Origin of the sequence: Oceanospirillum sanctuarii (genome assembly GCF_002150805.1) — a bacterium.
GTDB lineage: Bacteria > Pseudomonadota > Gammaproteobacteria > Pseudomonadales > Halomonadaceae > Oceanospirillum > Oceanospirillum sanctuarii.
This window is the reverse complement of sequence record NZ_MTBA01000003.1, coordinates 29,265-52,065: the sequence shown is the minus strand read 5'-3', so window position 1 is coordinate 52,065 and position 22,801 is coordinate 29,265. Positions and strand designations below refer to the sequence as shown.

Here is a 22,801-nt window from a genome sequence, read left to right as displayed (position 1 = left end):
GATGTTTGCATATATTGGGTGTCGAACTACAAAAGAGCGTAACGCACGCGGTGAGGGTATCAGTGTTGTTAGCATCGACGGTCAAACAGGTGCACTCCAGCTAGTAGAGCTGATGGGTGGACTTACCAACCCCTCGTTTCTGACGTTGAATTGTAATCGTACCCGTCTCTACACGGTACATGGTGATGGATCAGAAGTTAGTGCTTTTAAGATTGATTCCTCTTCAGGGCGGTTGAGCCATCTTAATACTGAGTCAACCCAAGGTAATAATCCCGTTCATCTGGCTTTATCGCCTGACGAGGACTCACTTGTTGTCTCGAACCATATCACGAGTTCGTTAGCCGTACTGCCTATCGATGACGAAGGAAAAATTGGTCCGCTACGACAACTGGTAAAACTGGAAGGAGAACCTGGCCCTCATCGCAAGGAACAACCGTTTCCGAAGCCACACTTCAATCCCTTTGATCCTTCGGGTCAGTTCGTAGTCGTTCCAGATAAGGGTTTAAATAAAGTATTTTCTTTCCCTTTTAAGGAAGGTCGTTTGGTTGCAGAGGAGATGACAGAGGCAGTTACACGCGAAACGGCAGGGCCTCGCAACATAGTGTTTCACCCATTAAAGCCATACGCATACGTGATCAACGAGTTAGACTCGACCGTCACCAGCTATTCGTTTGATGGTAATACTGGCAAAATGAGTGCCTTCCAAGTTATCAGTTGCCTCGCAGACACATTTACTCAGGATAGCCGTGCCTCCAGTATTCAAATCGACAAAACGGGTAAGGCACTTTATGCCAGTAATCGCGGCGAAGACTCAATAGCAGTCATGTCTATTAGCCCGGAAACCGGACGCCTTACCTTGATTCAGACGATGGAAAGCCAAGGAAAAACTCCCCGATTCTTTACCCTGGATCCATCGGGTCGATGGATGTACGCCCTCAACGAAGACAGCGACACTATTGTTGGATTCTCGGTTGATCCATCAGATGGACGATTGTCAAATACGGCTATTGAATTCGAAACTGGTAGTCCTGTCTGTATGATATTTGCTGATTAGAATGATATACCCGGTGTAAGCACCGGGTTTTTTTAAAAATTTAGATTGAAAATTCGAGCGAGTAGTTAGGGTAATTTAGTCGGATTTCATGCTCTCGACCCGGTATGTCGAAAGGCTTGCAAAAGGCACCTGTGGTAACCCTCTGTCCTTTAAGCAGCGATAAATTTTGTTCCCGAGCATGATCGATCAAATAGCGAAGAGATGTCATTGGGTTAATTCCATTTTTACCCACAAGCGGCGACGATACGTTGTTACCATCAAGCTCAACGAAACATTCTCGCTGGAGTGATATCAAAAGTTCATCGGTGATTTCAGTTGATAGCCGGTCACCGATGACAATCGCTTCAAACGCAGCATTGTCTGCAACAAAACTAGGCCAGCCAATTGCTCGGCGATCAACGAAGCGCGATCTCACGATTTCAAAATTAATGGTGACCTCATCAATTAGTCGATTATCGATGGGTAGTGCCTCATGGGGATGTATGTCGCGAGAGAGACGAAGACCTACCTCACACTCAATAGTCAAAGCTCCGGTTGTCGGAGTTTGGATTATGTCTCCCGCCTGGTATGAGCGTTCTCGGAATAGCCTACCTACCAACCCACGAGGCAAATTGGACTGAGCAATTTGATTATCGCTTGCGGCAGCGAGCTTCCAGCCAAGGATCGTCAGATCGAGTTGCCGAACAAGCTCATTTTGAATCGAATACCCCTCGTTTAATGAGTTAGGTAGCAGGTCGTTAGGCAGTTCCGTTTCCAAGTTGCCTGTATGCCATCGATCAGCGATGAATTGAGCAGATCTAATGATTTTGTCTTGATTTGACGGTGGTATGTGCAATTTCTCATCCAGAATGATTACTTGAGTGAGCATTAACTATTTACATTTAATACGTTATTTTATTTTTTCTGTCAGACTTAGGTTATAATCTTCCAGTGATTATTGCATTTCTGTAAACATAAAAACAGTTTGATCTTTCTGTTTACATGAGAGAAAGAGGTATTCAGGTGACCGAGCGACTAACAGGTGTAACCGGCAGGCTATCCAAACAAATCGCGCAGGAGATTTTGTCCGGGCGGCGTTCTTTAGGAGAGCGACTGAACGCTAAAACAATCTCAGAAGAATATAGAGTATCTCGTACGCCTGTTCGTAATGCACTGATGGAGCTTGAAAAAAATTCGCTGGTAGAACGTATTCCTAACAAAGGTTTCTTTGTCGTTCAAAGCTTACCCGATTGCGCTCAAGGATGGATGGAAAGTCGCGTTTCGACTGAAATAGATGATTATCAGCTTCTCGCAAATGACTGGCTAACCGATTCAATTCCTTCGACGGTAACAGAGCAGTTTGTTAGGGAGCGTTATGGTTGGGCCAAGGTAAAAGCGGTATCGCTTCTTAACCGCGCTACACGGGAGGGTTGGGCTGAACGAAACCCCGGCTACGGATGGACTTTATTGCCCGTAGCGAAAACAACCGAGTCGTTTAGTGAACTTTATCGGTTTCGCATAGCTATAGAGCCAGCGGCATTGATGGAGCCAACCTTTAAGCTTGATAGAAAAGTTATCAATCAACAGCGTGACATTCAAAACATGATTCTTGACTCGGAAATGGGATCCATTCCGGATGAAGCAATTTTGGAGTACGGCGCATCCTTTCATGAAGAGCTTATCAAATTATCAGGTAACCCCTATTTTTTGATGGCTCTTCAGCGTGTCAATAAAATGCGCAAACTTATGGAATATAAAGCACAGATTAATCGCGAAAGATTGGTTGTCAATTGTTCTGAGCACTTGGAAATACTTGATATGTTGGAGCAAGGCAGTGTCGTTGACGCTTCATTCAAGCTTCGCCAACATTTGAGCAAAGCTCTCAACAGAAAAGCAGATAAAACCCGAACTTGGGATGAGACCGTCGAAAAGCTCGGTTAATCACCTCTATTTGAGCTGGATTGTTGGTTTTCACTTAAAAGTAACCCAGTATTTGCATCTAACATTGTAATTCCCCCGCTTTTACATGGTTTAAAATTTAATGAAAATATGAGGGGGAGAGGCATATTTCGGTGCAAATCAACAATTCAATCGAGATTTTTCTTTAGACCTGCCTAATCAACGCTTGTTATCAGCCATTACGTATATCTAAACTCACGAAGGCTGATTTTACTTGGCTGTGGTGCTCGATCTGCTTTCAAAAGCAGTAACTGGTTGGTCGATTCACTTTTTTCTGATGGATTACAGAAAAGGGAGTTGTTCTCCGGATCCAATTTGAGTTAGCCCTAGTGATGCTAAAAAACCAAATAATAATGAACAGTCAAGCAGTGACAAGGTAAACCAAAACATTACTATCTTTTTGCTAGCACCCATGGCAATCCAGCAATGACACCCAATGGGACAGCAATTCAAACTTCAAGCACTGGAATTGCTGAACCCACAAAGACACTGGCCTAGAGTAATAGATCGTTCATTTGAATCGCTCTTTTGCTTTCTAGTATGAAGAATTACACATGTAAGCTGGGCGTAATAATCAAGCATGGTTTAGGGTTGGGTATCAGACTGTATACGGTTTCAATTCTTGTATTCATACACCCTACTTATCTATTGCTAGCTTGGTGCCTAGTCCTACAAAAAGAATTCCCGTTCCTTTGTTTAATGCAGAAAGATAGTTCGGTTTCTCACGAAGGTTTTTACTGAAGATGGCCGCCGACCAAGCAAGAAGTACGCACCAAATGGTACTCGTTGTGACAAAGGTAGCCCCAAGTGCTAGAAAGCTTACAAGAGCTGAATTGGCATCCTCAGAAATAAACTGAGGAAGAAATGCTAGAAAGAACATCGCTACCTTAGGGTTGAGCGTATTTGTCACCAACCCTTGCTTAAATGCAGAGAATGCACCTGTGGTTTCAAAAGATGTTGGTTCCAAAGGGCTCGATTTACTGTTCAGAATCATCTTGATTCCCAAGTAAATCAGATAGGCAGCTCCCGCGAGTTTGACAATCATAAAGGCAGTTGCTGATGCGGTAATCAAGGCCGAAAGCCCGAATGCGGCAGCAAAGGTGTGAACCAATGCACCGCCAGAGATTCCTAGGGCAGATGCAACGCCGACTGACCGTCCTTGAGCCAAACTTCTACCCAGTATGTAAAACGTGTCTGGGCCGGGTATCAGATTTAAAATAATGCTAGCAACCAAAAAAGTTTCAAAGCTTTGAATACCAAGCATATAAACCTCCAGCCAATGCAAAAAATATGCGGCTCCGCGTAATTCACTGAACCATAAGAAGAGAGGAGGAATATACTCCCCTTTCCCTTGAATGCCTATGTTTAGCCTGCACCTCAAGTGGCTCGCAGCGAAATTTATTCTATAAGGCTTGTTGATTTATGGTGGGTAGCTTGTCTTGATCGGCTTTGGGCTATCACAAAAAATAGGGCTGCTAACAGCACGGGAACAAAGGAAACCCAAAGTACAGAATTCCAACCAAAAGCACTTAGTATCCCGCCTGAAGAGAAAGACCCAAGTGCCATTACTCCAAAAACGATAAAATCATTCAGTGCTTGAACACGCGTTTTCTCTTCTGGTTGGTGGCATTCCAGCACCAATGCAGAAGCGCCTAAAAATCCAAAGTTCCATCCTAGGCCAAGAATAATTAGCATCCACCAGAAATGATCAACTTCAGCCCCGATCAATCCAACCCCGGCAGACAGAGCGGTGAGGATAAGACCGAGTATTGCAATGCGGAGGGGCCCAAACTTTTCAATTAAGTTTCCTGTAAAAAAGCTAGGGCCATACATAGCTAGAACATGCCATTGTAATCCTAGGTTTGCTGACTCCTGTGAGTGACCACATAAATGCATTGCTAGTGGTGCTGCTGTCATTAAAAAGTTCATTACCATGTAAGAAACAGCGCCACATAACGCTGCAGCAATAAAGCGTGGCTGCATGGCAATTTCTGGCAGTGGACGTCCCTCATAAGGCAATTTGTTGTCATTGACGGATGGTTTAGGAAGCTTAACTCCTAAGAGGAGCAGTGCCGATAAAGCCGCCACTAATGATTGGATAACAAACGTGGCTGCAAATACGCTTGGCATCCACAAATACATTGTCCAGGTTACAAGCTGTGGACCAATGATCCCGGCGGCAATCCCGCCAGCCATAACAAGTGATAATGCTCTTGCTCTTCGTTCAGGTTGAACGCCATCTGCAACAGCAAAACGGTAAGTAAGAACGACAGCTGCGTAAGCCCCTCCGAAGAAAGTTGCCAGGCAGAACAGCCAAAACCACCCTTGTAAAATTGCGGCCAGAGATAGGATGCCCGTTAGTACTCCTGCACCTGTTCCTAGGATAAATGATGCTTGGCGACCATATCGGCTGGCTATAAACCCAAATGGCAAAATACTGGCAGCCATCCCAACAACGAAAATAGAAATTGGTAAGGTGGCTAATGCTGGAGATGGTGCCAACATATTGCCGATGATTGATCCTGTAGCATAAACAACAATTGAGTTTGCGCCTGCTAGAGCTTGTGCGATTGCTAAGAGCCATATATTCGCTCTTTGTTGCCTATCTGATAAAAGTGTTTCGGTATTTACCGTATTATTTGATGACATTCTATTGCTCGATTTTTCGTTAGTTAGAGCCTAAACATGCACTTTTGCATGGGTATAGCCTTCATATATTCGACGCTTCCAGACCAAACCCTTTGGTAAGGCTGGTTTGCTATTTAATGTTTATTCTGTTTCATCTTGAGCCTTCTCCCTTTGGCTAATCTGTATTGATATACAGCTGAGATTTAAAATCTGCTCGATAGCTGCCCTTAATTCATTAATGAGTACTGCTTGCCTGCTGCAATTCTGAGGTTTACCCCTAACTGGGCCGCATCAACAGCCCCAGCCAAATAACCAGGGAATAAGGGAGACCATTCACTTGCAATACCTACAAGCTTGTCTTCCCATGCGCCATGCACGACAGAAGGAATCTTCGAAGGTGAAATAGCTGGAAAAATCAAGTCTTCAGCTACGGCTGTAAACGGATCGCTTGCCCAATCTTTGTAAAATTCACAGAGTGGAAAGCTCCCTTCTATTCCAAAAAGTCGAGCAAGTTGCATACGGCAATGACGCTGAATCTCTTCGTCAGATATGTTTGAACGTTTGTGGGGGGGGAGGCCGACAAAACCAAACAAGGCCCCATAGCCAGCACCTGATGCATCATAGATTTCAATTAGAGGGCCTTTCGAGCTTCTAACAGCACCAGAAAGGCCGCCATCTCTCCAGAATGGGTAATTGAACACAGCAAGATATTTCGCATGAGGAGCCATCCATGTGGGGCACTCCGACCATTGTCGCTTTAACTTCGAAGGGAGCTCAGGAGTGAAGGCAATATTTTGTACAGCGAGCCGTGGAGGAACAGCTAAAAAAACCTGGTCAACACGGTATGAAGATGAGCCACTAATCGAGTTCTTCGCTTCTATATCAATATAACGGTCAAATTTTTTAAGACCCGTAACATGAGTATTAAGGACCCGCTGCCCATACCTCAAACGCTTTATCAGAGCTGCCGCGATAGAACCCATTCCGCCTATAATTCTGAACCCCTTGGGGCCGGACTCAATACCTTGGCTTTTTTGAAGGGGAGTTTTTCCGGTGTGTTCTAGCAATATATCACCAGTCTGATATTGCTCTGTGCATGTTAGTCCTAAGTCTTTAACAACTTGTGCAAAATCAGGTTGTAAGGCAGGCCAGAACCAGGTAGCTCCCAAATCAATATGATCCTTCATTGATGGCTCTGAAAGTACGCGTCCACCAAAATAGTCACGGGCTTCAATCAGCACATAATCCGAAATACCCTTTTGCTCCAACAGCATTGCAGCATATAAGCCGCTAACTCCTCCACCAATAATGGCTACACGCGCTTTTATCATCGAATACCTGCTACTGAGGTTAGGTCTTCAAATCGGCCATATTTCAAGTAGACAGTAGCTCCATCCTGGTGCGATTTAAGAGAAGGATGTTGGCCAGAGGGAAATCTCAGCCAGCTGCCTTTTGTGTACTTCCTGTAGCCATCTCATAGTGATCCCTCTAAGACTAATACTTCTGCGCCTACTACTGGTTCTTTGAATAAAGAAACATTAGCGGCAAGACGCTCAATTAGGACGTTTTCCGAGTCATCTTTATACAATGGGCAGGTATCACGGCCTTCAGAGAAATACCAATTACTCTTATCTTTAATATTGATGCGAACACAGGGTTGTTTTTTGCCGGCCATCTGCCAGAGCTTTACAAAAATTGTCGCGCCACAATCACTGGAAGGAGAATGAGAGGAATCAGGTGGGTTGCGTAAATACCACCCTGATGAATAAGACTTGCCGGATTCAGAAAAAACGCCATCTAGTACTAAAATTTCCTCCCCTCCAGGGTGAGAATGATGTGGAAAACCAGAGCCTTCCTCGAACCGAACAATACTGGTTGCACGACCCTTTTCAGCACCAACGCGATCCAGCATTACCCGTTGCACACCTTGCTGTGGCGAGCTTGACCATTCGTATTTATCGGGCGTTACTGAGACCTGAACGGAAAAATCAGTATTGACTAACATAAAGCCTCTCGAAAATCGGATGGTAGGTCCTAAATCTAAACTGATCACAGAGCCTTGATGGAAAGAGGCTCAAACATCCGTAGTCTGGAACTCTGAACGATATTCTTAGTTTAAAAGAAAAACTTTTCAGACCTTTAGTGGCTTTGAATTTTCATTCTTTTAATAGAGGGTTTCAAATGAGAAGATGTTTTTCCCTTTAAAAGAAAATATTTCAATATGACTTATCCATCACATCTAAACGCATTGCGAGCCTTAGAAGCGAGTGCACGGCACCAGAGTTTTTCGGGTGCAGCTGAAGAACTAAATGTAACTCCAGCAGCAGTTGGGCAAATAGTAAGGGGGCTTGAAGATTTGATTGGTCGCCCTCTCTTTATACGTCGGAATAGTGGGCGAGTTAGATTGATTCCAACAGAGGCGACAATGGGGGCCTTAGCAGATATAAGAATGGGCTTGGATAAGCTAAGTTTAGGCTTGGAAAAACTACGATCTCCTGAAAATAAAAATATTCTTACCGTTACTGTTAGCCCGGCATTTGCAGCAACGTGGTTACTGCCGAGGTTCGAAAGTTTTCAAGCGCGCTGCCCTGACATTGATCTCAGATTAGATACAAACTTGAAACCAATCGATTTCACCCTTCATCATGTCGATATTGGTGTTCGCTATGGTTCAGGGCGTTGGCCAGAACTCGAGTCGGAAAAGCTGATGGATGAAGAAGTTTACCCCGTCTGTTCCCCAGGCCTGTTCTCTAGATTGCCCCCTCAATTTGAGCCGAAAGATGTCACAGACTTTACCCTAATTCATGATCTATCCATGGATGGGCATATAGAATTTCCTACATGGGAGCGTTGGCTTTTGAAAGCCTGTGGGACTAAACATGATACATCAAGAAATATAACAATTAATAACTCAGCAGCAGTCCTCCAGGCAGCAGCTAACGGCAGAGGTATAGCTTTGGCCAGAAGCGTTATGGCGCAGGATGATGTTAAGTCGGGCAGGCTTATCCGCTTGTTCCCGGAAATAAGTTTCAAGCCAAAGCTGGGGTATTATATTGTTTATAAAAAAGAAAATATGAAATCAGAAAAGCTCAACGCATTTAAAGAATGGATCATAAATGAGACCGAATGCGCTTCATCTGAGTTTTAGTGGTTCACTAATTCCGGACAGAAAGCCGAAGCTTTTCTTCGGCTCATGAAGGAGCTAATCCCTTGTTGTACTGATTTCTCTGATCCGAGTGGAGCAGAACCTTTTGTAGTCTTCCACGCTGCTTGTAATCCATCTCTAATGCTTTCACCGCCAAGTTAACATCGGCTTTTCTCGATAGCGCCCAACTGACAACTCGGCGAACACAGAGATTTTCGCGGCGGCCAGATAGTGTCAGCGACCCGTGTTCGGAAGTAAGTGATATCAGCTCGCTTCACCGTTACCTGCGCGCCCCCTATTGCTTACACAATAGCCTGCTTCACGCATCAGCGAACTAACCTTTTAGCGACCAGTCTCAATACCATCTTTGCAGATGATCTCCATGCGACTGCCAGCAGAGCTTCGACTACAAGTAAATATCTCGCCAACTATAGCTCTCAGGCGAGGACGATTGATATTGATACGTGCCTGCCGTTGCCGATAGCTATAAAAATACGAGCGGTTGATACCAAAGGCTGCGCAGACCAAATTGATCGATCAGCGCGTACGACCGAGATCTTCTGCCATCAAGAGAGCGGTAGCCTTTTTTAGTATCGACTTCTCCAGCTCTAGTCGGTTCACACTGGCTTCCAACTCCTGAATACGCTGTTGTTCAGGCTTCAGAGCCTTACTGTTTGGGGTGATGCCACTGCGTTCTTATTCAAGCTGCTTTATTGCCCCCTACATCCAGTGAACGGCTCGCCTCGGCCAGTGAATATCCCTGATCAAGGACTAGGCTAGCAGCTTCCTTCTTGCACTCTGTTGAATAAGATCTACGTTGACTTGCCATTGAACACCTCTTCTAAGGTGGTGGCATTGCCACATAAATCGGTACATGGGGTCATTGGAACTCAACAATATGGTCTTTTTTGTGTGAGAACCACTTTGGAATAAAAGGCTTATCTGTTTTCTATCTACGGTCCTGAATCTTCCGGTAAAACCACACTGACCCTTCAGGTGATTGCTGAAGCGCAGAAGATGGGTAAAACCTGTGCCTTCGTTGATGCTGAGCACGCGCTGGATCCTATCTATGCTGAGAAGCTGGGTGTGAACCTGGACGATATGCTGGTTTCTCAGCCGGATACTGGTGAGCAGGCGCTGGAAATTACCGATATGCTGGTGCGTTCTAACGCGGTTGACGTGGTTATCGTTGACTCCGTAGCGGCACTGACACCACGTGCCGAGATCGAAGGTGAAATGGGTGATTCCCACATGGGTCTGCAGGCGCGTCTGATGTCTCAGGCACTGCGTAAAATTACCGGTAACATCAAAAACGCTAACTGTCTGGTGATCTTTATTAACCAGATCCGTATGAAGATTGGCGTTATGTTCGGTAACCCTGAAACCACAACCGGTGGTAACGCACTGAAGTTCTACGCTTCTGTTCGTCTGGATATCCGTCGTACCGGTTCTGTGAAGCAGGGGGACGAGATTGTGGGTAACGAAACCCGCGTTAAGGTTGTGAAGAACAAGGTATCGCCTCCGTTCAAGCAGGCTGAATTCCAGATCATGTACGGCAAGGGTATCTACCACGCTGGTGAAGTGATCGATCTGGGTGTAGCCAACAAGCTGGTTGATAAAGCCGGTGCATGGTACAGCTACAAAGGCAACAAGATCGGTCAGGGTAAAGCCAACGCCGCTCAGTTCCTGCTGGATAACCCAGAAGTGATGAACGAGATCGACGGCGCGCTGCGCGATATGCTGCTGACTTCTCCGGTTCCTAAAGCGGAGCAGGAAGCGGATGCAAAAGACGATAACCTGCAGGATGCTGAATAAGCATTAGCGGTCTTCGGGCAAGATCTTAAGACATGAAAAAGCCGGTTCATCCTAAGTGAACCGGCTTTTTTTGTGCTTGATGATCAGCGGTTTTCGCTGATTAGCTCAGTAAAAGTGGTTTACAGATTCGGCTTGTACTCAAAACCTGCTGACGCTTGGCTGTCGGAGAAGGCTTTAATGGCTGTCTTCTTATTCAGCATGCCGTTGACCAGTGAACCCGGGAACATCTGAATACCGTTGTTAAAGGCTTCAACGTTCTGGTTGAAGATACGAATTGCTGCGCCGATCTGTTCCTGCTGCTCTGAGATCTCCGCCATAACTTTCAGATAGGTATCAGAGGCTTTCAGCTCCGGATAGGCTTCTACTGCAACGCGTAGTCCCATCAAAAGATCATTGGTTTGCTTTTCTGCCTGCGCCAGAAGGTCAGCGTCCACTGAGCCGCTGGATAGCTGATCCAGTGCGCTACGCAGTTTGGTGACTTCCGTGAGTACGGAGGCTTCGTGCAGCTTGTAGTCTTCCACCAGCTGTTCAACATGAGGGATGATCTTGTTCTTCTGACGTTCCTGAGTCAGAACCGAGGCCCAGGCGCGATCGACTGCGTTATAACGACCGATAATGGCGTTGTAGGTCATGACCACCCAGATGCCGATCAGAACAATGGGGGCCAGAATAAAAAGTGTGCTTTCGCTCATAATTGCTTTCCCTGTAGTGTGTCATTTCAGACGTGTGTGCCATTTAAGGCTTGTGTGTCGTTAGTGACCGATTGGTGATGTGGAGATTCCATCGGTTTTGTGTCCGTCAGGACAATTTTAAAACTCAGTTCAAACTTAGTCAGAGGTCTGCTCTGCAACACTCGCCACAGGCTGACTGTTAAAGGTATGCGTGGTGTTATCGGCAAAGTTGTTATCCGATAAGCGCATCAGCTCGTGAATCAGATCCAGCAGGCCATCCAGTTTCTTCAGGTCAGCATGACTGGAGATCTCTTCGGCAAAGGCTGATGGATTTTCCAGGCTGTGTTGGCGCTTAAGGGTGATCAGGTCATCATCAGCAAAAGAGAGACAAAGCTGTTTATCGTAACTGAACTCAACCACAGGTCGTCTTACCTGTTCCTTCAGGGTTGAGAGCTTTTCAATAACGGCTGGCGACAGGAAGCGTGCCGCATCCATTTCTGATCCTGCCCGGACTTTAAAGATTTTATTGAATACTGTTGAGGCGGTTTGATATTTCACGCCATTGCCATTAACGCCGCCATCATTACTCAGCGTTAGATTCTGAGCAAAAGGGAAGGGCAGTACTAAACCGTGGCGGTAATAGGATGTGCGGGTTGTGGTGGTCCGGGTATTACCGTCCGAGTCTGTTGTGGTACGTGTCGTTTTCACTACGTAATGGAAGTGGTAGATCTGAAAATCAAAATTATGCACATCGCCTTTATAGTGTCCCTGATACAGCGAAAGCAGCTCGCGGGTATCGTTTCCGCGTTTGAAATCAGCATAACGGGAGTAAAGCTGGCCGTAGCGATCCGCACATTGGCTGCTGATATCATCGATACCGTTGTTAAACAGCGTATCCAGCAGGAAGATGCGATTCGACACAGGCTTGCGCCAGTTGCTTCGGGCGCGCAGATAGCGCCAGAGGAAGAAGAGAACAATCCCTGTTGTGATGCCATAGCCGCCAATGGGGGCTTCATAACCCAGACCGATAAGTTCGCCAATGGTGTCCAGTAGCCCCCAATAGAGCCCGTGCCAAAGCTGAATCGGATACAGTAGCAGCGTAGGAACGATAGCTGCAGCGGCAAAGCGCAGGAGAGGTTGCTCAATATACTGATCCAGATAGTATTTTTTGCCGTTGTTATCAAGCCACAATACGGTGTACAGCGAGATCAGACCTGGCACCCAAACAGAGCTGTTGATGATAATAAAGCGGAAGAAGTTATCGATAACTTCTGTGCTCAGGCTGTAGTAAAGCGGTGAAAAGAGTTGGCTGTAAAAGGCGTACACCAAAGTGGAAAACAGAAGCCCCGCCAGAGCGTAGCTGGCGTTGTCGTTGTAATCGAGGGGACCGGGGTGTTGGGCAACGTCTTCGATAACCTTAACCAGATCATCCTGGCTTTTTGACGCCTCGACCTGTTCCTTGATTTGGCGGATATTGTCTGCCACCTGTTGGTTATGGCGCATGAAATCGTCCTTATTCTTTTCTTTATTGTGATGCGCTGCAGAGCGTGCATCATCCTGAAAATATCCGTGTCGGCTTATGCGAAAGCATTCTACGGTTGATGTAGGTGATTGAAAGTACAACAATTTGTCAGAGCAATAATTTTAGTGCTTTAGCTCTTATATAGATATGACACGCTCGTCATTTTTGAAAACTCCTGACGGCAATGCTTAAACAGAAAGGCAGTGGTAATGGCAAAAAAACTGGCAGAAACAGAATCAGAGCTTTTTCAGATGGCGATGGAGTATCTGGCAAGAAGGGATCATGCTGAGAAAGAGCTGCGTCAGAAGTTAAGCACCAAGCTGGATAAAGAAAATCCTCAGAGTTCCGAATGGTTGAATGTGGTTGTTCAGAAGCTGCAGGAGCTGGGTTATCAGAGCGATGAGCGTTATATCGAGATGCTGGTACGTGCCCGTACTGAGCGGGGGTATGGCCCGCAGTTTATTCGTCAGTACCTGCAGCAGTATCAGCTGGATAGTTTACTGATCGAGGAATACATCGATCCGAAGGACAAGGCCTGGAATGAGAGAGCTTTGAACCAGTTGGAAAAGAAATTCCGACAGCCAACCCGGGACTTTAAGATCCGCCAGAAGCAGCAGCGCCATCTTTACCAGCGCGGCTTTTCCGGTGACAACATTCGCTGGGCGCAGGCCCGGTTCGATGAGCAGGGTTTTCTTGATGAGATCGATCCTGATGATGCCGATCACGGATCATTTAATTAATCTATTGCGGTTGTTTGCGTCCGTAACTGTGCCCCGATCACTCAAAATGGGGTAACGGAAACCGATCTTTGTCATTATCAGACTAATTAACCGTTTGAATCCCCTGACAGCGTAAAAGTAATACTACCTTTCCTGTGGTTAGGTCTTATAATGTTGGCCTTTTGTTTGGGATAAGCGGCCGCTTGTGGGCGGTGCGCGGTTAGTCTTCCCAACCCGCTTACGGGCGGTTAGCAGTGTCTTTCAGACGCTGTATTAAGTAGACCGGTATCGGGTATGAATCGATCCCTGTATTAGCATTAGCCAACGGACCCAGTTGTATGAAAAGCGCAGAAATTCGCCAGGCTTTTTTGAACTTCTTTAAGTCAAAAGGCCATCAGATTGAATCCAGTAGCTCACTGGTTCCCGCCGATGATCCAACCCTGCTGTTCACCAATGCAGGTATGAACCAGTTTAAAGACTGTTTCCTCGGTCTGGAAAAACGTCCTTACACCCGTGCTACCACTTCTCAGAAGTGTGTTCGTGCCGGTGGTAAGCACAACGACCTTGAAAACGTGGGCTACACCGCCCGTCACCATACCTTCTTTGAAATGCTGGGTAACTTCAGCTTTGGTGACTACTTCAAACAGGATGCGATCAGCTATGCATGGGAGTTTCTGACTTCCGAGCAATACATGGCGATTCCTAAAGAAAAACTCTACGTCACCGTTTATGCGTCCGATGATGAAGCTTATGACATCTGGACCAAAGAAGTGGGTGTGCCGGAAGCGCACATGATCCGCATCGGTGATAACAAGGGTGCGCCATACGCTTCAGACAACTTCTGGGCGATGGGTGATACCGGTCCTTGCGGTCCTTGTACCGAAATTTTCTACGACCACGGTGAAGATGTTGAAGGCGGCCTGCCAGGTACTCCTGAAGAAGATGGCGACCGCTTTATCGAGATCTGGAACGTGGTATTTATGCAGTTCAACCGCACTGCAGATGGCGAGATGCATCCGCTGCCGGCACCTTCCGTTGATACCGGTATGGGGCTGGAGCGTATCAGTGCGGTGATGCAGAAGGTTCATGCGAACTACGAAATCGACCTGTTCCAGAGTCTGCTGAAAGCGACTGCTGAAGCAGTAGGTTGTGCCAACGACGACAATCCATCGCTGAAAGTGATTGCTGACCACATCCGCTCCTGCAGCTTCCTGATTGCGGATGGCGTGACTCCTTCTAACGAAGGTCGTGGTTATGTGCTGCGTCGAATTATCCGTCGTGCTTGCCGTCACGGTAACAAGCTGGGTGCGAAAGGCTTGTTCTTCCACAAGATTGTTGATGCTCTGGTTGCCGAGATGGGCGAAGCCTTCCCGGAACTGAAAACCCAGCGTGACACTATTGTGCGTCTGCTGAAGTCGGAAGAAGAGCAGTTTGCCAAAACTCTGGAGCAGGGTCTGCGTATTCTGGAGCAGGATCTGGTCGAGCTGAAAGGCAAAGTGATCCCGGGTGAGGTCGTGTTCAAGCTGTATGACACCTACGGCTTCCCGATGGATCTGACCGCAGATATTGCCCGTGAGCGTGAGCTGGAAATCGATGAAGACGGTTTTGAAGCGGCGATGGAAGCTCAGCGTGAGCGTGCCCGTGCCGGCAGTAGCTTTGGTCTGGATTACAACAGCCTGATCAAAGTGGATCAGGACACAGTATTCACCGGTTACGAAGCGACTCAGGGCGAAGGAAAAATCATTGCACTGTTCCGCGACGGTCAGGAAGTAGACAGCCTGAATGCAGGCGAAGAAGGTGTGATCGTCCTGGATCAGACGCCTTTCTACGCTGAGTCCGGTGGTCAGGTGGGCGATTGCGGTACGCTGACAAGTGCCGGTAACCGTTTTGATGTGCGTGATACCCAGAAAGCTTCCGGTGCGCACGTACACCACGGTGTACTGGCAGAAGGAACTCTGGCAAAAGGCGATACCGTATCGGCTCAGGTTGAAGCGGACCTGCGTGACCGTACCGCCCGTAACCACTCGGCAACGCACCTGCTGCACGCAGCACTGCGTCAGGTACTGGGTGAGCACGTTCAGCAGAAAGGCTCTCTGGTAGACAGTCAGCGTTTCCGTTTTGACTTCAGCCACTTTGAAGCGATGACCGATGAGCAGATCGCTCAGGCGGAAGCCATTGTTAACGCTCAGATCCGTGCTAACACCCCGGTTCAGACTGAACTGATGGAGCTGGAAGCGGCGAAAGAAAAAGGCGCTATGGCGCTGTTCGGTGAGAAATACGCCGGTGAGGTTCGCGTGCTGAGCATGGGTTCTGACGATTTCTCCATCGAGCTGTGTGGTGGTATCCACGCTAAGCGCACCGGTGATATCGGCTTTATCCGTATCACCTCCGAAGGTGGTATCGCTTCCGGCGTACGCCGTGTTGAAGCGGTAGCAGGTGCAGAAGCACTGGCTTATACCCAGGAGCGTGAAGCACAGCTGTCTCAGGCGGCATCTCAGCTGAAGACCAAACCAGAACAACTGGTTGAGCGTCTGACTGCGTCTATGGACCGCAGCAAACAGCTGGAAAAAGAGCTGGAACAGCTGAAAGCCAAACTGGCAAGCGCTGCCGGTTCTGATCTGGCAGGTCAGGCGGTTGAGATTGGTGATGTGAAATTGCTGGCCATCCATGTTGAAGGTGCTGATGGTAAATCTCTGCGTGATCTGATGGATCAGCTGAAGAATAAACTGGGTCGCTGTGCGCTGGTTCTGGCGGCGGTGAACGGTGACAAAGTATCCCTGATCGCCGGTGTCAGCAAAGACCTGACCGGACAGATCAAAGCGGGCGAGCTGGTGAACCATGTTGCTACTCAGGTAGGCGGCAAAGGTGGTGGTCGTCCGGATATGGCTCAGGCGGGTGGTAGTGATCCTGCTGCTCTGCCTGCAGCACTGGAATCAGTGCAGGCCTGGGTGGAATCCAAACTGGCATAATTTATCGATTCGATAAAAACGCGCCCTTCGACCCGAAGGGCGCTTTGCTGTTTACTGGATTTTATCCTGGTCTGGCAAAGCTGTACCCTTGGTCTTAAAAGACTGTACTTTTTGGTCTCGAAAGACTGTTAAGCCCGAAACAAGCCCGGTTACCGGGTAAAAACAAACCCTAACGGAACGCTGATAATGGCTCTTTACGTTCAAAAATTTGGTGGCACCTCGGTAGGTTCCATCGAGCGTATCAAGGCCGTAGCTGAAAAAGTGAAAGGTTACCGTGCAGAAGGCCACGACGTAGTTGTGGTTGTGTCTGCAATGAGCGGTGAAACCAATCGCTTGATCGCGCTGGCTCATGAAATTAATGAAGACCCGACTCCCCGGGAAATGGATATGCTGGTATCCACCGGTGAGCAGGTTACGATCGCTCTGTTGTCGATGACCCTGAATACGATAGGTTGCCCTGCGGTATCCTACACAGGTCCTCAGGTGAGCATTACCACCGACAGCTCGCACACAAAAGCCCGTATTAAACAGATTGACGATCAGAAGATCCGTAATGATCTGAAAGAAGGCCGTGTGGTTGTCGTTGCTGGTTTCCAGGGTGCGGATGAAAACGGCAACATTACCACGCTGGGTCGTGGTGGTTCGGATACCACAGGTGTTGCTCTGGCTGCGGCTCTGAAAGCTGATGAGTGCCAGATCTTTACGGATGTGGATGGTGTTTACACCACAGATCCACGGGTTTGCTCCAAAGCGAAACGTCTGGAGACCATTACGGTTGAAGAGATGCTGGAGCTGGCCAGTCTGGGCTCTAAGGTTCTGCAGATTCGTTCTGTGGAATTTGCCGGTAAATACAATGTTCCCCTGCGGGTTTTGTCCAGTTTTGACGACCAAGGCCCGGGTACCCTGATTGTTGCTGAGGAAACAAACGAGATGGAAGATCCATTAATCTCTGGTATCGCCTTCACTGCGAATGAAGCCAAACTGACTGTTCTGAATGCGCCGGATGTTCCGGGTGTTGCTTCTAAGATTCTGGGCCCGATCGGTGCTGCGAACATCGAAGTGGACATGATCGTACAAAACGTTGCTCCGGACGGTAAAACCACTGACTTTACCTTCACTGTAAGCCGTGGCGATTACAAAAAAGCTCAGGCTGTACTGGAAGGTGTGGTTGCAGAGCTGGGTGCTGGCGAAATCTCTGGTGACAACGCGATCGCTAAGGTTTCTCTGGTAGGTGTGGGCATGCGTTCCCACGCTGGTGTTGCATCCAAGATGTTCCAGGTGCTGTCTGATGAAGGCATCAACATCCGTATGGTTTCCACTTCTGAGATCAAGATCTCTGTGGTTATCGACGAGAAGTTCATGGAACTCGCAGTGCGTGCACTGCACACTGCTTTTGGTCTGGATAAAGAAGAAGAGTAATCTGATTTCTGTCCGACTTGAGCCGGAAGCCTGCAGTTTACTGCGGGCTTCTTGCGTTTCAGGCTTCCGGAAACTTATGGCAGACAGCATTTTTGCAACTGATTGATTTTCTCCATAGGTTTTAACTCATTCTTCGATAGTTTTAGCCGACAATCTTTTTTGAATCTGCTAACGTAAGATTAAACGGAAGCAAACGGCGTAATGTGGTCGATTATTTACAGCTAAAGCCCCTATAACGGAAAGTTATGACAGGAAAGTGTTGAGCTGTAGCTAATTTGCCGCATAATATGCGCTCTTTTTACAAGATGGCCTCTACATCCATCTTATAAAGTCCAGACGCTAACCGAGATAGGGTCTGGTACCCCGAGGAAATAAGGAGATTCAACCATGTTGATTTTGACCCGTCGTGTTGGCGAAACTCTGATGATTGGTGACGAAGTAACCGTAACGGTTCTGGGCGTTAAAGGTAATCAGGTTCGTATCGGTGTTAACGCACCAAAAGAAGTTGCTGTTCACCGTGAAGAGATCTATCAGCGCATTCAGCGCGAGAAAGAAGACTCTCAGGGAAATGTATAAGACCCTGAGGTAACTATCGGGAAAATAACTAAAATTTTTTCGATTGAAGAGTAGACAAGTTAAAAAAACGTGGTATTATTTGCCGCGTGTTTGGAGAGGTGGCCGAGAGGCTGAAGGCGCTCCCCTGCTAAGGGAGTATAGGGTTTATAGCCCTATCGAGGGTTCGAATCCCTCCTTCTCCGCCACTTTTTTCGATTATTTGTAATCGATAACCCGCTCGTAGCTCAGCTGGATAGAGTACCTGGCTACGAACCAGGCGGTCGGAGGTTCGAATCCTCCCGAGCGGGCCATTATTTACTTCAACAATTTTTGTTGATTGCAAAATATTGGATTAAAAGTGGTTATATGACTCGTTTCAGGTTGAGTATAAATTCCTGAACCCACCCGCTCGTAGCTCAGCTGGATAGAGTACCTGGCTACGAACCAGGCGGTCGGAGGTTCGAATCCTCCCGAGCGGGCCATATTTTAAAAAGCTGTAGTTCAATGAGCTACAGCTTTTTTTATCCGATCTGAGTTTTCAGGTTTTGGATTCAATTTCTGCCGATTGGTAGGGACTCTTCAGATTGAGTATAAATGTCTGAATCACCCGCTCGTAGCTCAGCTGGATAGAGTACCTGGCTACGAACCAGGCGGTCGGAGGTTCGAATCCTCCCGAGCGGGCCATATTTAAAAAGCCGTTACTAACACTGTTAGTAACGGCTTTTTTCGTTTCAGGAGTCTGATTTATAAGGCCTGAGGTTTGTCACGCTTTAGGCTACTGCCGACTTATTCATTGGGCAGTAGATGAATGAAGTGTCGTTCTTTGCCAGCGCTTTGCTCAAGAATCTCAAACATAGTGTCACTGTTCTGGCAGGTTTTAACGGCATCGAACAGTGTATCTACAGGCACGAGTCCTTTTTTCATCATCCCCAGCCACTGCTTACCACGGGCGAGTAAAAACTTACTCGGATGGTCCATCTGCATGCGTCGCAGATAGATTAAAAGGGCGGCACTGAGATCAGCCTCTGTAGGTTTAATCTCTATGTTATCCACAATGCGTCTGGCCAGGTATGGATCGGCTAATAACCCCCGGCCAAGCATGCTATCAACGCAGCCGCTGATTTCCCTGCACTTGTCATAATCACCAAGACTCCAGATCTCGCCGTTGGCGATGATAGGGATGCTGCTTGCCTCACGAAGCTTTGCCAGCCACTCCCAGTGTGCTGGTGGTTTATAGCCTTCAACCTTGGTACGGGCATGTACAACAAGTTCAGTAGCGCCGCCTTCTTCTATCGCTTTCAGGTTATCGAATACAAGTGCGGTATCTTCATAACCGAGCCGCATTTTTGCAGTCAGTCGGGCATTGGTATCTTTAAGGGCTTCTGAGCAGGCTGAAACGATCTCGTGAATCAGTTCCGGTGTTTGCAGAAGAACCGCACCGCCTTTATGACGATTTACCGTTTTAGCTGGGCAGCCAAAGTTCAGATCGACCACTTCAGCGCCGTACCAGGCAACTTTGCTGGCATGAGCAGCCAAGAGCTCCGGATCACTGCCTAAAAGCTGGTAATGAACCGGTGTTCCGGTGCTGGTTTTGCTTTGTGTTACAAGCTCTGGGCAAACTTTCATAAAAGAACGGCGCGGCTGCAGCTCCGTCGTGACACGCATAAATTCAGTGACGCAGAAATCCAGTCCGCCTATTTCACTGATCAGTTGACGAACACCGGCATCAACAACGCCTTCCATGGGAGCTAACGCGATTCTTCCTTTTGAAGAAACAGTAGGTTCAGTCGTATTCGACAAACTCAGAGCAGTGGGTGCGTTCGACATAAAGAGAGATGACTCAGTAATGCTGATGGGATAACAGATCAAGGTGACTTGATAGGGATCAAGTCTTAACGTCGGGCGGCAATGATATAACGTCTGAAGTCAAAGCTCACGGCTGTTTCACAGGAAAGAGTGACTCTTTCAATTTTGTCTTCGGGGTACAGGGAATGCCTGTTACAGCTTTTTAAGCAATCCCTAAACCGGACTGATTTGATTGTGAAATAGTCTGTTACAACTGACTTACCAGTCTTACAAATTGTCAACAATAGACGGTAGTTTTATTGCCTGTATTTATTAATCAAGGTAAATTAGCTCCGCTGCTGGGCTTGTGTCATGGGCGAGAGCATGGGCACAGTAGCTTGCAACGCATGAGAAATGTGATGCAAGAGACAACAAAAATGGTGACAGGCTAAGTGTCTGACCCAACCAAAAACGAAACGAGGAATGGCTTAATGCACTCTTCTGAGCTGATCTCCGAAGGCATCAATCTGATGCTGTTTGGTATGGGGTTTGTTTTTGTCTTTTTGACGTTGCTGGTTGCTGTAACAAGTTTTATGTCCGCTACGGTCAATAAACTTGTTAAGCCGGCACCTGAAGCGACGAACAAACCAGCTCCTGTAAGCGCACCTGCAGCCGGTAACGATGAGCTGATTGCTGTTATGACAGCGGCTGTTCATAAATACCGTTCCGGTAAATAAAACCCGGCAGACGCGTTTTAGCCAATAAAACTCATTAATATGGAAAAGGCCAAACCCATGACCGAGTCCAAAAAACCACTAGGCATTACTGATGTCGTCCTGCGTGATGCCCATCAGTCCCTGTTCGCGACCCGCCTGCGCCTTGATGACATGCTTCCGATTGCTGAGAAGCTGGATCAGGTAGGCTTCTGGTCTCTTGAATCCTGGGGCGGAGCGACATTTGACTCCTGTATCCGTTACCTGGGTGAAGACCCATGGGATCGTATCCGTGAGCTCAAAAAAGCGATGCCAAATACCCGTCACCAAATGCTGCTGCGTGGCCAGAACCTTCTGGGCTACCGTCATTATGCTGACGATGTGGTTGATAAGTTTGTAGAGCGTGCTGCGACTAACGGTGTGGACGTATTCCGCGTATTCGACGCGATGAACGATCCCCGTAACCTGAAGCGCGCCCTTGAGGCGGTTAAGAATGTAGGTAAGCATGCTCAGGGCACGCTGTCTTACACGACCAGTCCGGTTCACAGTCTGGATGCCTGGATCAGCCTGGCAAAAGAGATCGAAGATATGGGTGCAGACTCTATCGCGATCAAAGACATGGCCGGCATTATGACGCCTTACGATGCCTACGAATTGGTATCTCGCCTGAAATCAGAAACCGATCTGGAAGTTCAGCTGCATGCGCACGCAACCTCCGGTCTGTCTGATATGACTATTCTGAAAGCTGTTGAGGCCGGCATTGACCGTGTTGATACTGCGATCTCTTCAATGTCGATGACTTATGGTCACACGGCAACTGAATCTGTTGTGGCAGCTCTGAAAGGAACTGACCGTGATACAGGTCTGGATCTGCTTCTGCTGGAAGACATTGCGGCTTACTTCCGTAAAGTTCGTAAGAAATACGCGAAGTTTGAAGGTGCACTGCGTGGTACCGATTCCCGCATTCTGGTTGCCCAGGTTCCTGGAGGCATGCTGACCAATATGGAAAGCCAGCTACGTGAACAGGGTGCAGGTGACAAGTTCGATGAGGTACTGGCTGAGATCCCACGTGTACGTGAAGATCTGGGCTTTATCCCTCTGGTAACACCAACTTCTCAGATTGTAGGTACTCAGGCGGTACTGAATGTACTGACCGGCGAACGCTATAAGAGTATCTCCAAAGAAACTCAGGGCATTCTGAAAGGTGAATACGGTGCTGCACCAGCTCCTTTCAATGCTGAGCTGCAAGCTCGTGTTCTGGATGGCGCGGAAGCAATTACCTGCCGCCCTGCAGACCTGCTTGAGTCTGAAGTTGAAAAACTGACCGCTGAACTGGCCGATCTGGCGAAAGAGAAAGGTTTCAACCTGTCTTCTGAGTCAATCGACGACGTTCTGACCTACGCATTGTTCCCTCAGATTGGTCTGAAGTTCCTGGAAAACCGTGGTAACCCAGACGCATTTGAGCCAGTCCCAACAGAAGAAGAAGGTACTAAAGCCGTGAGCAAACACACTGGACCAGAAGTTTACACCATCACCGTTAACGGCCAGAACTACGTGGTTCAGGTAACTGAAGGTGGCGATATCTCTAACGTACAGCCAGCTGCAGCTCCTGTGGCAGCCGCACCTGCTGCTTCCGGTGGTGAGCCTGTTGCTGCTCCTCTGGCAGGTAACATCTTTAAAGTACTGGTAAACCCAGGTCAGGCTGTTCAGGAAGGTGATGTGATCATCATTCTGGAAGCGATGAAGATGGAAACTGAAGTACGTGCACCTCGTGCCGGTACTGTTGGTAGTGTAAGCGTTCGCGAAGGCGATGCGGTTGCTGTTGGCGATACTCTGCTGACTCTGTAAGTCCCTGCTGAAACAACGAG

18 protein-coding genes, 4 tRNA genes and 1 pseudogene are annotated in these 22,801 nt (G+C 47.7%); 14 read left to right on the top strand and 9 right to left on the bottom strand.

Translation table 11 applies throughout. The annotated features are described in order from the left end of the window. Nucleotide 1: 1 nt before the first annotated feature. Nucleotides 2-1,054: a lactonase family protein gene (locus BV405_RS04075; protein WP_086480129.1), complete on the top strand. Its 1,053-nt coding sequence runs from the start codon at nt 2-4 to the stop codon at nt 1,052-1,054. 40 nt (nt 1,055-1,094) lie between these two features. Here BV405_RS04075 and BV405_RS04070 read toward each other — a convergent pair whose 3' ends face one another. Next, nucleotides 1,095-1,922, bottom strand: coding sequence for a hypothetical protein (locus BV405_RS04070; protein ID WP_086479600.1), 828 nt, complete (start codon nt 1,920-1,922; stop codon nt 1,095-1,097). Between the two features lie 134 nt (nt 1,923-2,056). Between BV405_RS04070 and BV405_RS04065 the strand changes: the two genes are divergently transcribed. Beyond that, on the top strand, nt 2,057-2,974 hold the full coding sequence (locus BV405_RS04065; protein WP_176330041.1) for a GntR family transcriptional regulator: 918 nt from the start codon (nt 2,057-2,059) through the stop codon (nt 2,972-2,974). A 655-nt stretch (nt 2,975-3,629) separates the two neighbouring features. Here BV405_RS04065 and BV405_RS04060 read toward each other — a convergent pair. The 4 genes from BV405_RS04060 to BV405_RS04045 form a co-directional block, all read right to left on the bottom strand. Continuing rightward, complete coding sequence (locus tag BV405_RS04060) at nt 3,630-4,256, bottom strand: LysE family translocator (protein WP_086479598.1); 627 nt, start codon at nt 4,254-4,256, stop codon at nt 3,630-3,632. 134 nt (nt 4,257-4,390) lie between these two features. Beyond that, a complete protein-coding gene (locus tag BV405_RS04055) occupies nt 4,391-5,641 on the bottom strand; it encodes an MFS transporter (protein WP_086479597.1) in 1,251 nt (416 codons plus the stop codon). Between the two features lie 206 nt (nt 5,642-5,847). Further along, complete coding sequence (locus BV405_RS04050) at nt 5,848-6,951, bottom strand: flavin monoamine oxidase family protein (protein ID WP_086479596.1); 1,104 nt, start codon at nt 6,949-6,951, stop codon at nt 5,848-5,850. 143 nt (nt 6,952-7,094) lie between these two features. Next, nucleotides 7,095-7,625: a cupin domain-containing protein gene (locus BV405_RS04045; protein WP_217895568.1), complete on the bottom strand. Its 531-nt coding sequence runs from the start codon at nt 7,623-7,625 to the stop codon at nt 7,095-7,097. A gap of 216 nt (nt 7,626-7,841) precedes the next feature. On the opposite strand from BV405_RS04045, the gene BV405_RS04040 reads away from it, so the two are divergent. Next, nucleotides 7,842-8,768 (top strand): LysR substrate-binding domain-containing protein, encoded by a 927-nt coding sequence (locus BV405_RS04040; RefSeq protein WP_086479595.1) that lies wholly within the window; start codon nt 7,842-7,844, stop codon nt 8,766-8,768. Between the two features lie 697 nt (nt 8,769-9,465). On the opposite strand, the gene BV405_RS18105 is transcribed toward BV405_RS04040, so the two are convergent. After that, entirely contained in the window at nt 9,466-9,594 is a 129-nt protein-coding gene (locus BV405_RS18105; RefSeq protein ID WP_425435129.1) for a transposase, read from the bottom strand. Between the two features lie 122 nt (nt 9,595-9,716). Between BV405_RS18105 and recA the strand changes: the two are divergent. Beyond that, nucleotides 9,717-10,580: pseudogene (gene recA / locus BV405_RS04035) on the top strand (recombinase RecA); the annotation flags it as partial. A 119-nt stretch (nt 10,581-10,699) separates the two neighbouring features. On the opposite strand, the gene BV405_RS04030 reads toward recA, so the two are convergent. After that, nucleotides 10,700-11,272 (bottom strand): LemA family protein, encoded by a 573-nt coding sequence (locus tag BV405_RS04030; RefSeq protein ID WP_086479593.1) that lies wholly within the window; start codon nt 11,270-11,272, stop codon nt 10,700-10,702. A gap of 135 nt (nt 11,273-11,407) precedes the next feature. Further along, the gene (locus BV405_RS04025) at nt 11,408-12,754 is read right to left on the bottom strand and encodes a DUF3137 domain-containing protein (protein ID WP_086479592.1); all 1,347 of its coding nucleotides are present in this window, start codon (nt 12,752-12,754) and stop codon (nt 11,408-11,410) included. A 228-nt stretch (nt 12,755-12,982) separates the two neighbouring features. Here BV405_RS04025 and BV405_RS04020 point away from each other — a divergent pair, with 228 nt between their 5' ends. The 8 genes from BV405_RS04020 (at nt 12,983) to BV405_RS03985 (ending at nt 19,119) form a co-directional block, all read left to right on the top strand. Further along, nucleotides 12,983-13,513, top strand: coding sequence for a regulatory protein RecX (locus BV405_RS04020; RefSeq protein WP_086479591.1), 531 nt, complete (start codon nt 12,983-12,985; stop codon nt 13,511-13,513). A 317-nt stretch (nt 13,514-13,830) separates the two neighbouring features. Further along, entirely contained in the window at nt 13,831-16,461 is a 2,631-nt protein-coding gene (gene alaS / locus BV405_RS04015) for an alanine--tRNA ligase (protein ID WP_086479590.1), read from the top strand. A 186-nt stretch (nt 16,462-16,647) separates the two neighbouring features. Next, nucleotides 16,648-17,880: an aspartate kinase gene (locus tag BV405_RS04010; protein WP_086479589.1), complete on the top strand. Its 1,233-nt coding sequence runs from the start codon at nt 16,648-16,650 to the stop codon at nt 17,878-17,880. Nucleotides 17,881-18,267: 387 nt separating this feature from the next. After that, nucleotides 18,268-18,456 (top strand): carbon storage regulator CsrA, encoded by a 189-nt coding sequence (gene csrA / locus BV405_RS04005; RefSeq protein ID WP_086479588.1) that lies wholly within the window; start codon nt 18,268-18,270, stop codon nt 18,454-18,456. A 92-nt stretch (nt 18,457-18,548) separates the two neighbouring features. Then, nucleotides 18,549-18,641 (top strand) — tRNA-Ser (locus tag BV405_RS04000). 28 nt (nt 18,642-18,669) lie between these two features. Beyond that, nucleotides 18,670-18,746: transfer RNA gene (locus BV405_RS03995), tRNA-Arg, on the top strand. A gap of 94 nt (nt 18,747-18,840) precedes the next feature. After that, nucleotides 18,841-18,917 (top strand) — tRNA-Arg (locus BV405_RS03990). 125 nt (nt 18,918-19,042) lie between these two features. Beyond that, nucleotides 19,043-19,119, top strand: a tRNA-Arg gene (locus tag BV405_RS03985). A 102-nt stretch (nt 19,120-19,221) separates the two neighbouring features. Here BV405_RS03985 and BV405_RS03980 read toward each other — a convergent pair. Further along, entirely contained in the window at nt 19,222-20,262 is a 1,041-nt protein-coding gene (locus BV405_RS03980; protein ID WP_086479587.1) for a tRNA dihydrouridine synthase, read from the bottom strand. 449 nt (nt 20,263-20,711) lie between these two features. Here BV405_RS03980 and BV405_RS03975 point away from each other — a divergent pair, with 449 nt between their 5' ends. Both BV405_RS03975 and oadA read left to right on the top strand, forming a co-directional pair. Continuing rightward, nucleotides 20,712-20,957, top strand: coding sequence for an OadG family protein (locus tag BV405_RS03975; RefSeq protein WP_086479586.1), 246 nt, complete (start codon nt 20,712-20,714; stop codon nt 20,955-20,957). 57 nt (nt 20,958-21,014) lie between these two features. Beyond that, entirely contained in the window at nt 21,015-22,781 is a 1,767-nt protein-coding gene (gene oadA / locus BV405_RS03970; RefSeq protein ID WP_086479585.1) for a sodium-extruding oxaloacetate decarboxylase subunit alpha, read from the top strand. The last annotated feature ends 20 nt before the right edge of the window (nt 22,782-22,801 follow it).

What these genes read in the sequence shown, in the direction of transcription:
- BV405_RS18105 (WP_425435129.1), bottom strand. Translation starts at nt 9,594, where the DNA reads ATGGCAAGTCAACGTAGATCTTATTCAACAGAGTGCAAGAAGGAAGCT.
- csrA (WP_086479588.1), top strand. Translation starts at nt 18,268, where the DNA reads ATGTTGATTTTGACCCGTCGTGTTGGCGAAACTCTGATGATTGGTGAC.
- BV405_RS03980 (WP_086479587.1), bottom strand. Translation starts at nt 20,262, where the DNA reads ATGTCGAACGCACCCACTGCTCTGAGTTTGTCGAATACGACTGAACCT.
- BV405_RS04050 (WP_086479596.1), bottom strand. Translation starts at nt 6,951, where the DNA reads ATGATAAAAGCGCGTGTAGCCATTATTGGTGGAGGAGTTAGCGGCTTA.
- alaS (WP_086479590.1), top strand. Translation starts at nt 13,831, where the DNA reads ATGAAAAGCGCAGAAATTCGCCAGGCTTTTTTGAACTTCTTTAAGTCA.
- BV405_RS04030 (WP_086479593.1), bottom strand. Translation starts at nt 11,272, where the DNA reads ATGAGCGAAAGCACACTTTTTATTCTGGCCCCCATTGTTCTGATCGGC.
- BV405_RS04025 (WP_086479592.1), bottom strand. Translation starts at nt 12,754, where the DNA reads ATGCGCCATAACCAACAGGTGGCAGACAATATCCGCCAAATCAAGGAA.
- BV405_RS04070 (WP_086479600.1), bottom strand. Translation starts at nt 1,922, where the DNA reads ATGCTCACTCAAGTAATCATTCTGGATGAGAAATTGCACATACCACCG.
- BV405_RS04075 (WP_086480129.1), top strand. Translation starts at nt 2, where the DNA reads ATGTTTGCATATATTGGGTGTCGAACTACAAAAGAGCGTAACGCACGC.
- oadA (WP_086479585.1), top strand. Translation starts at nt 21,015, where the DNA reads ATGACCGAGTCCAAAAAACCACTAGGCATTACTGATGTCGTCCTGCGT.
- BV405_RS04010 (WP_086479589.1), top strand. Translation starts at nt 16,648, where the DNA reads ATGGCTCTTTACGTTCAAAAATTTGGTGGCACCTCGGTAGGTTCCATC.
- BV405_RS04055 (WP_086479597.1), bottom strand. Translation starts at nt 5,641, where the DNA reads ATGTCATCAAATAATACGGTAAATACCGAAACACTTTTATCAGATAGG.
- BV405_RS04040 (WP_086479595.1), top strand. Translation starts at nt 7,842, where the DNA reads ATGACTTATCCATCACATCTAAACGCATTGCGAGCCTTAGAAGCGAGT.
- BV405_RS04020 (WP_086479591.1), top strand. Translation starts at nt 12,983, where the DNA reads ATGGCAAAAAAACTGGCAGAAACAGAATCAGAGCTTTTTCAGATGGCG.
- BV405_RS03975 (WP_086479586.1), top strand. Translation starts at nt 20,712, where the DNA reads ATGCACTCTTCTGAGCTGATCTCCGAAGGCATCAATCTGATGCTGTTT.
- BV405_RS04060 (WP_086479598.1), bottom strand. Translation starts at nt 4,256, where the DNA reads ATGCTTGGTATTCAAAGCTTTGAAACTTTTTTGGTTGCTAGCATTATT.
- BV405_RS04045 (WP_217895568.1), bottom strand. Translation starts at nt 7,625, where the DNA reads ATGTTAGTCAATACTGATTTTTCCGTTCAGGTCTCAGTAACGCCCGAT.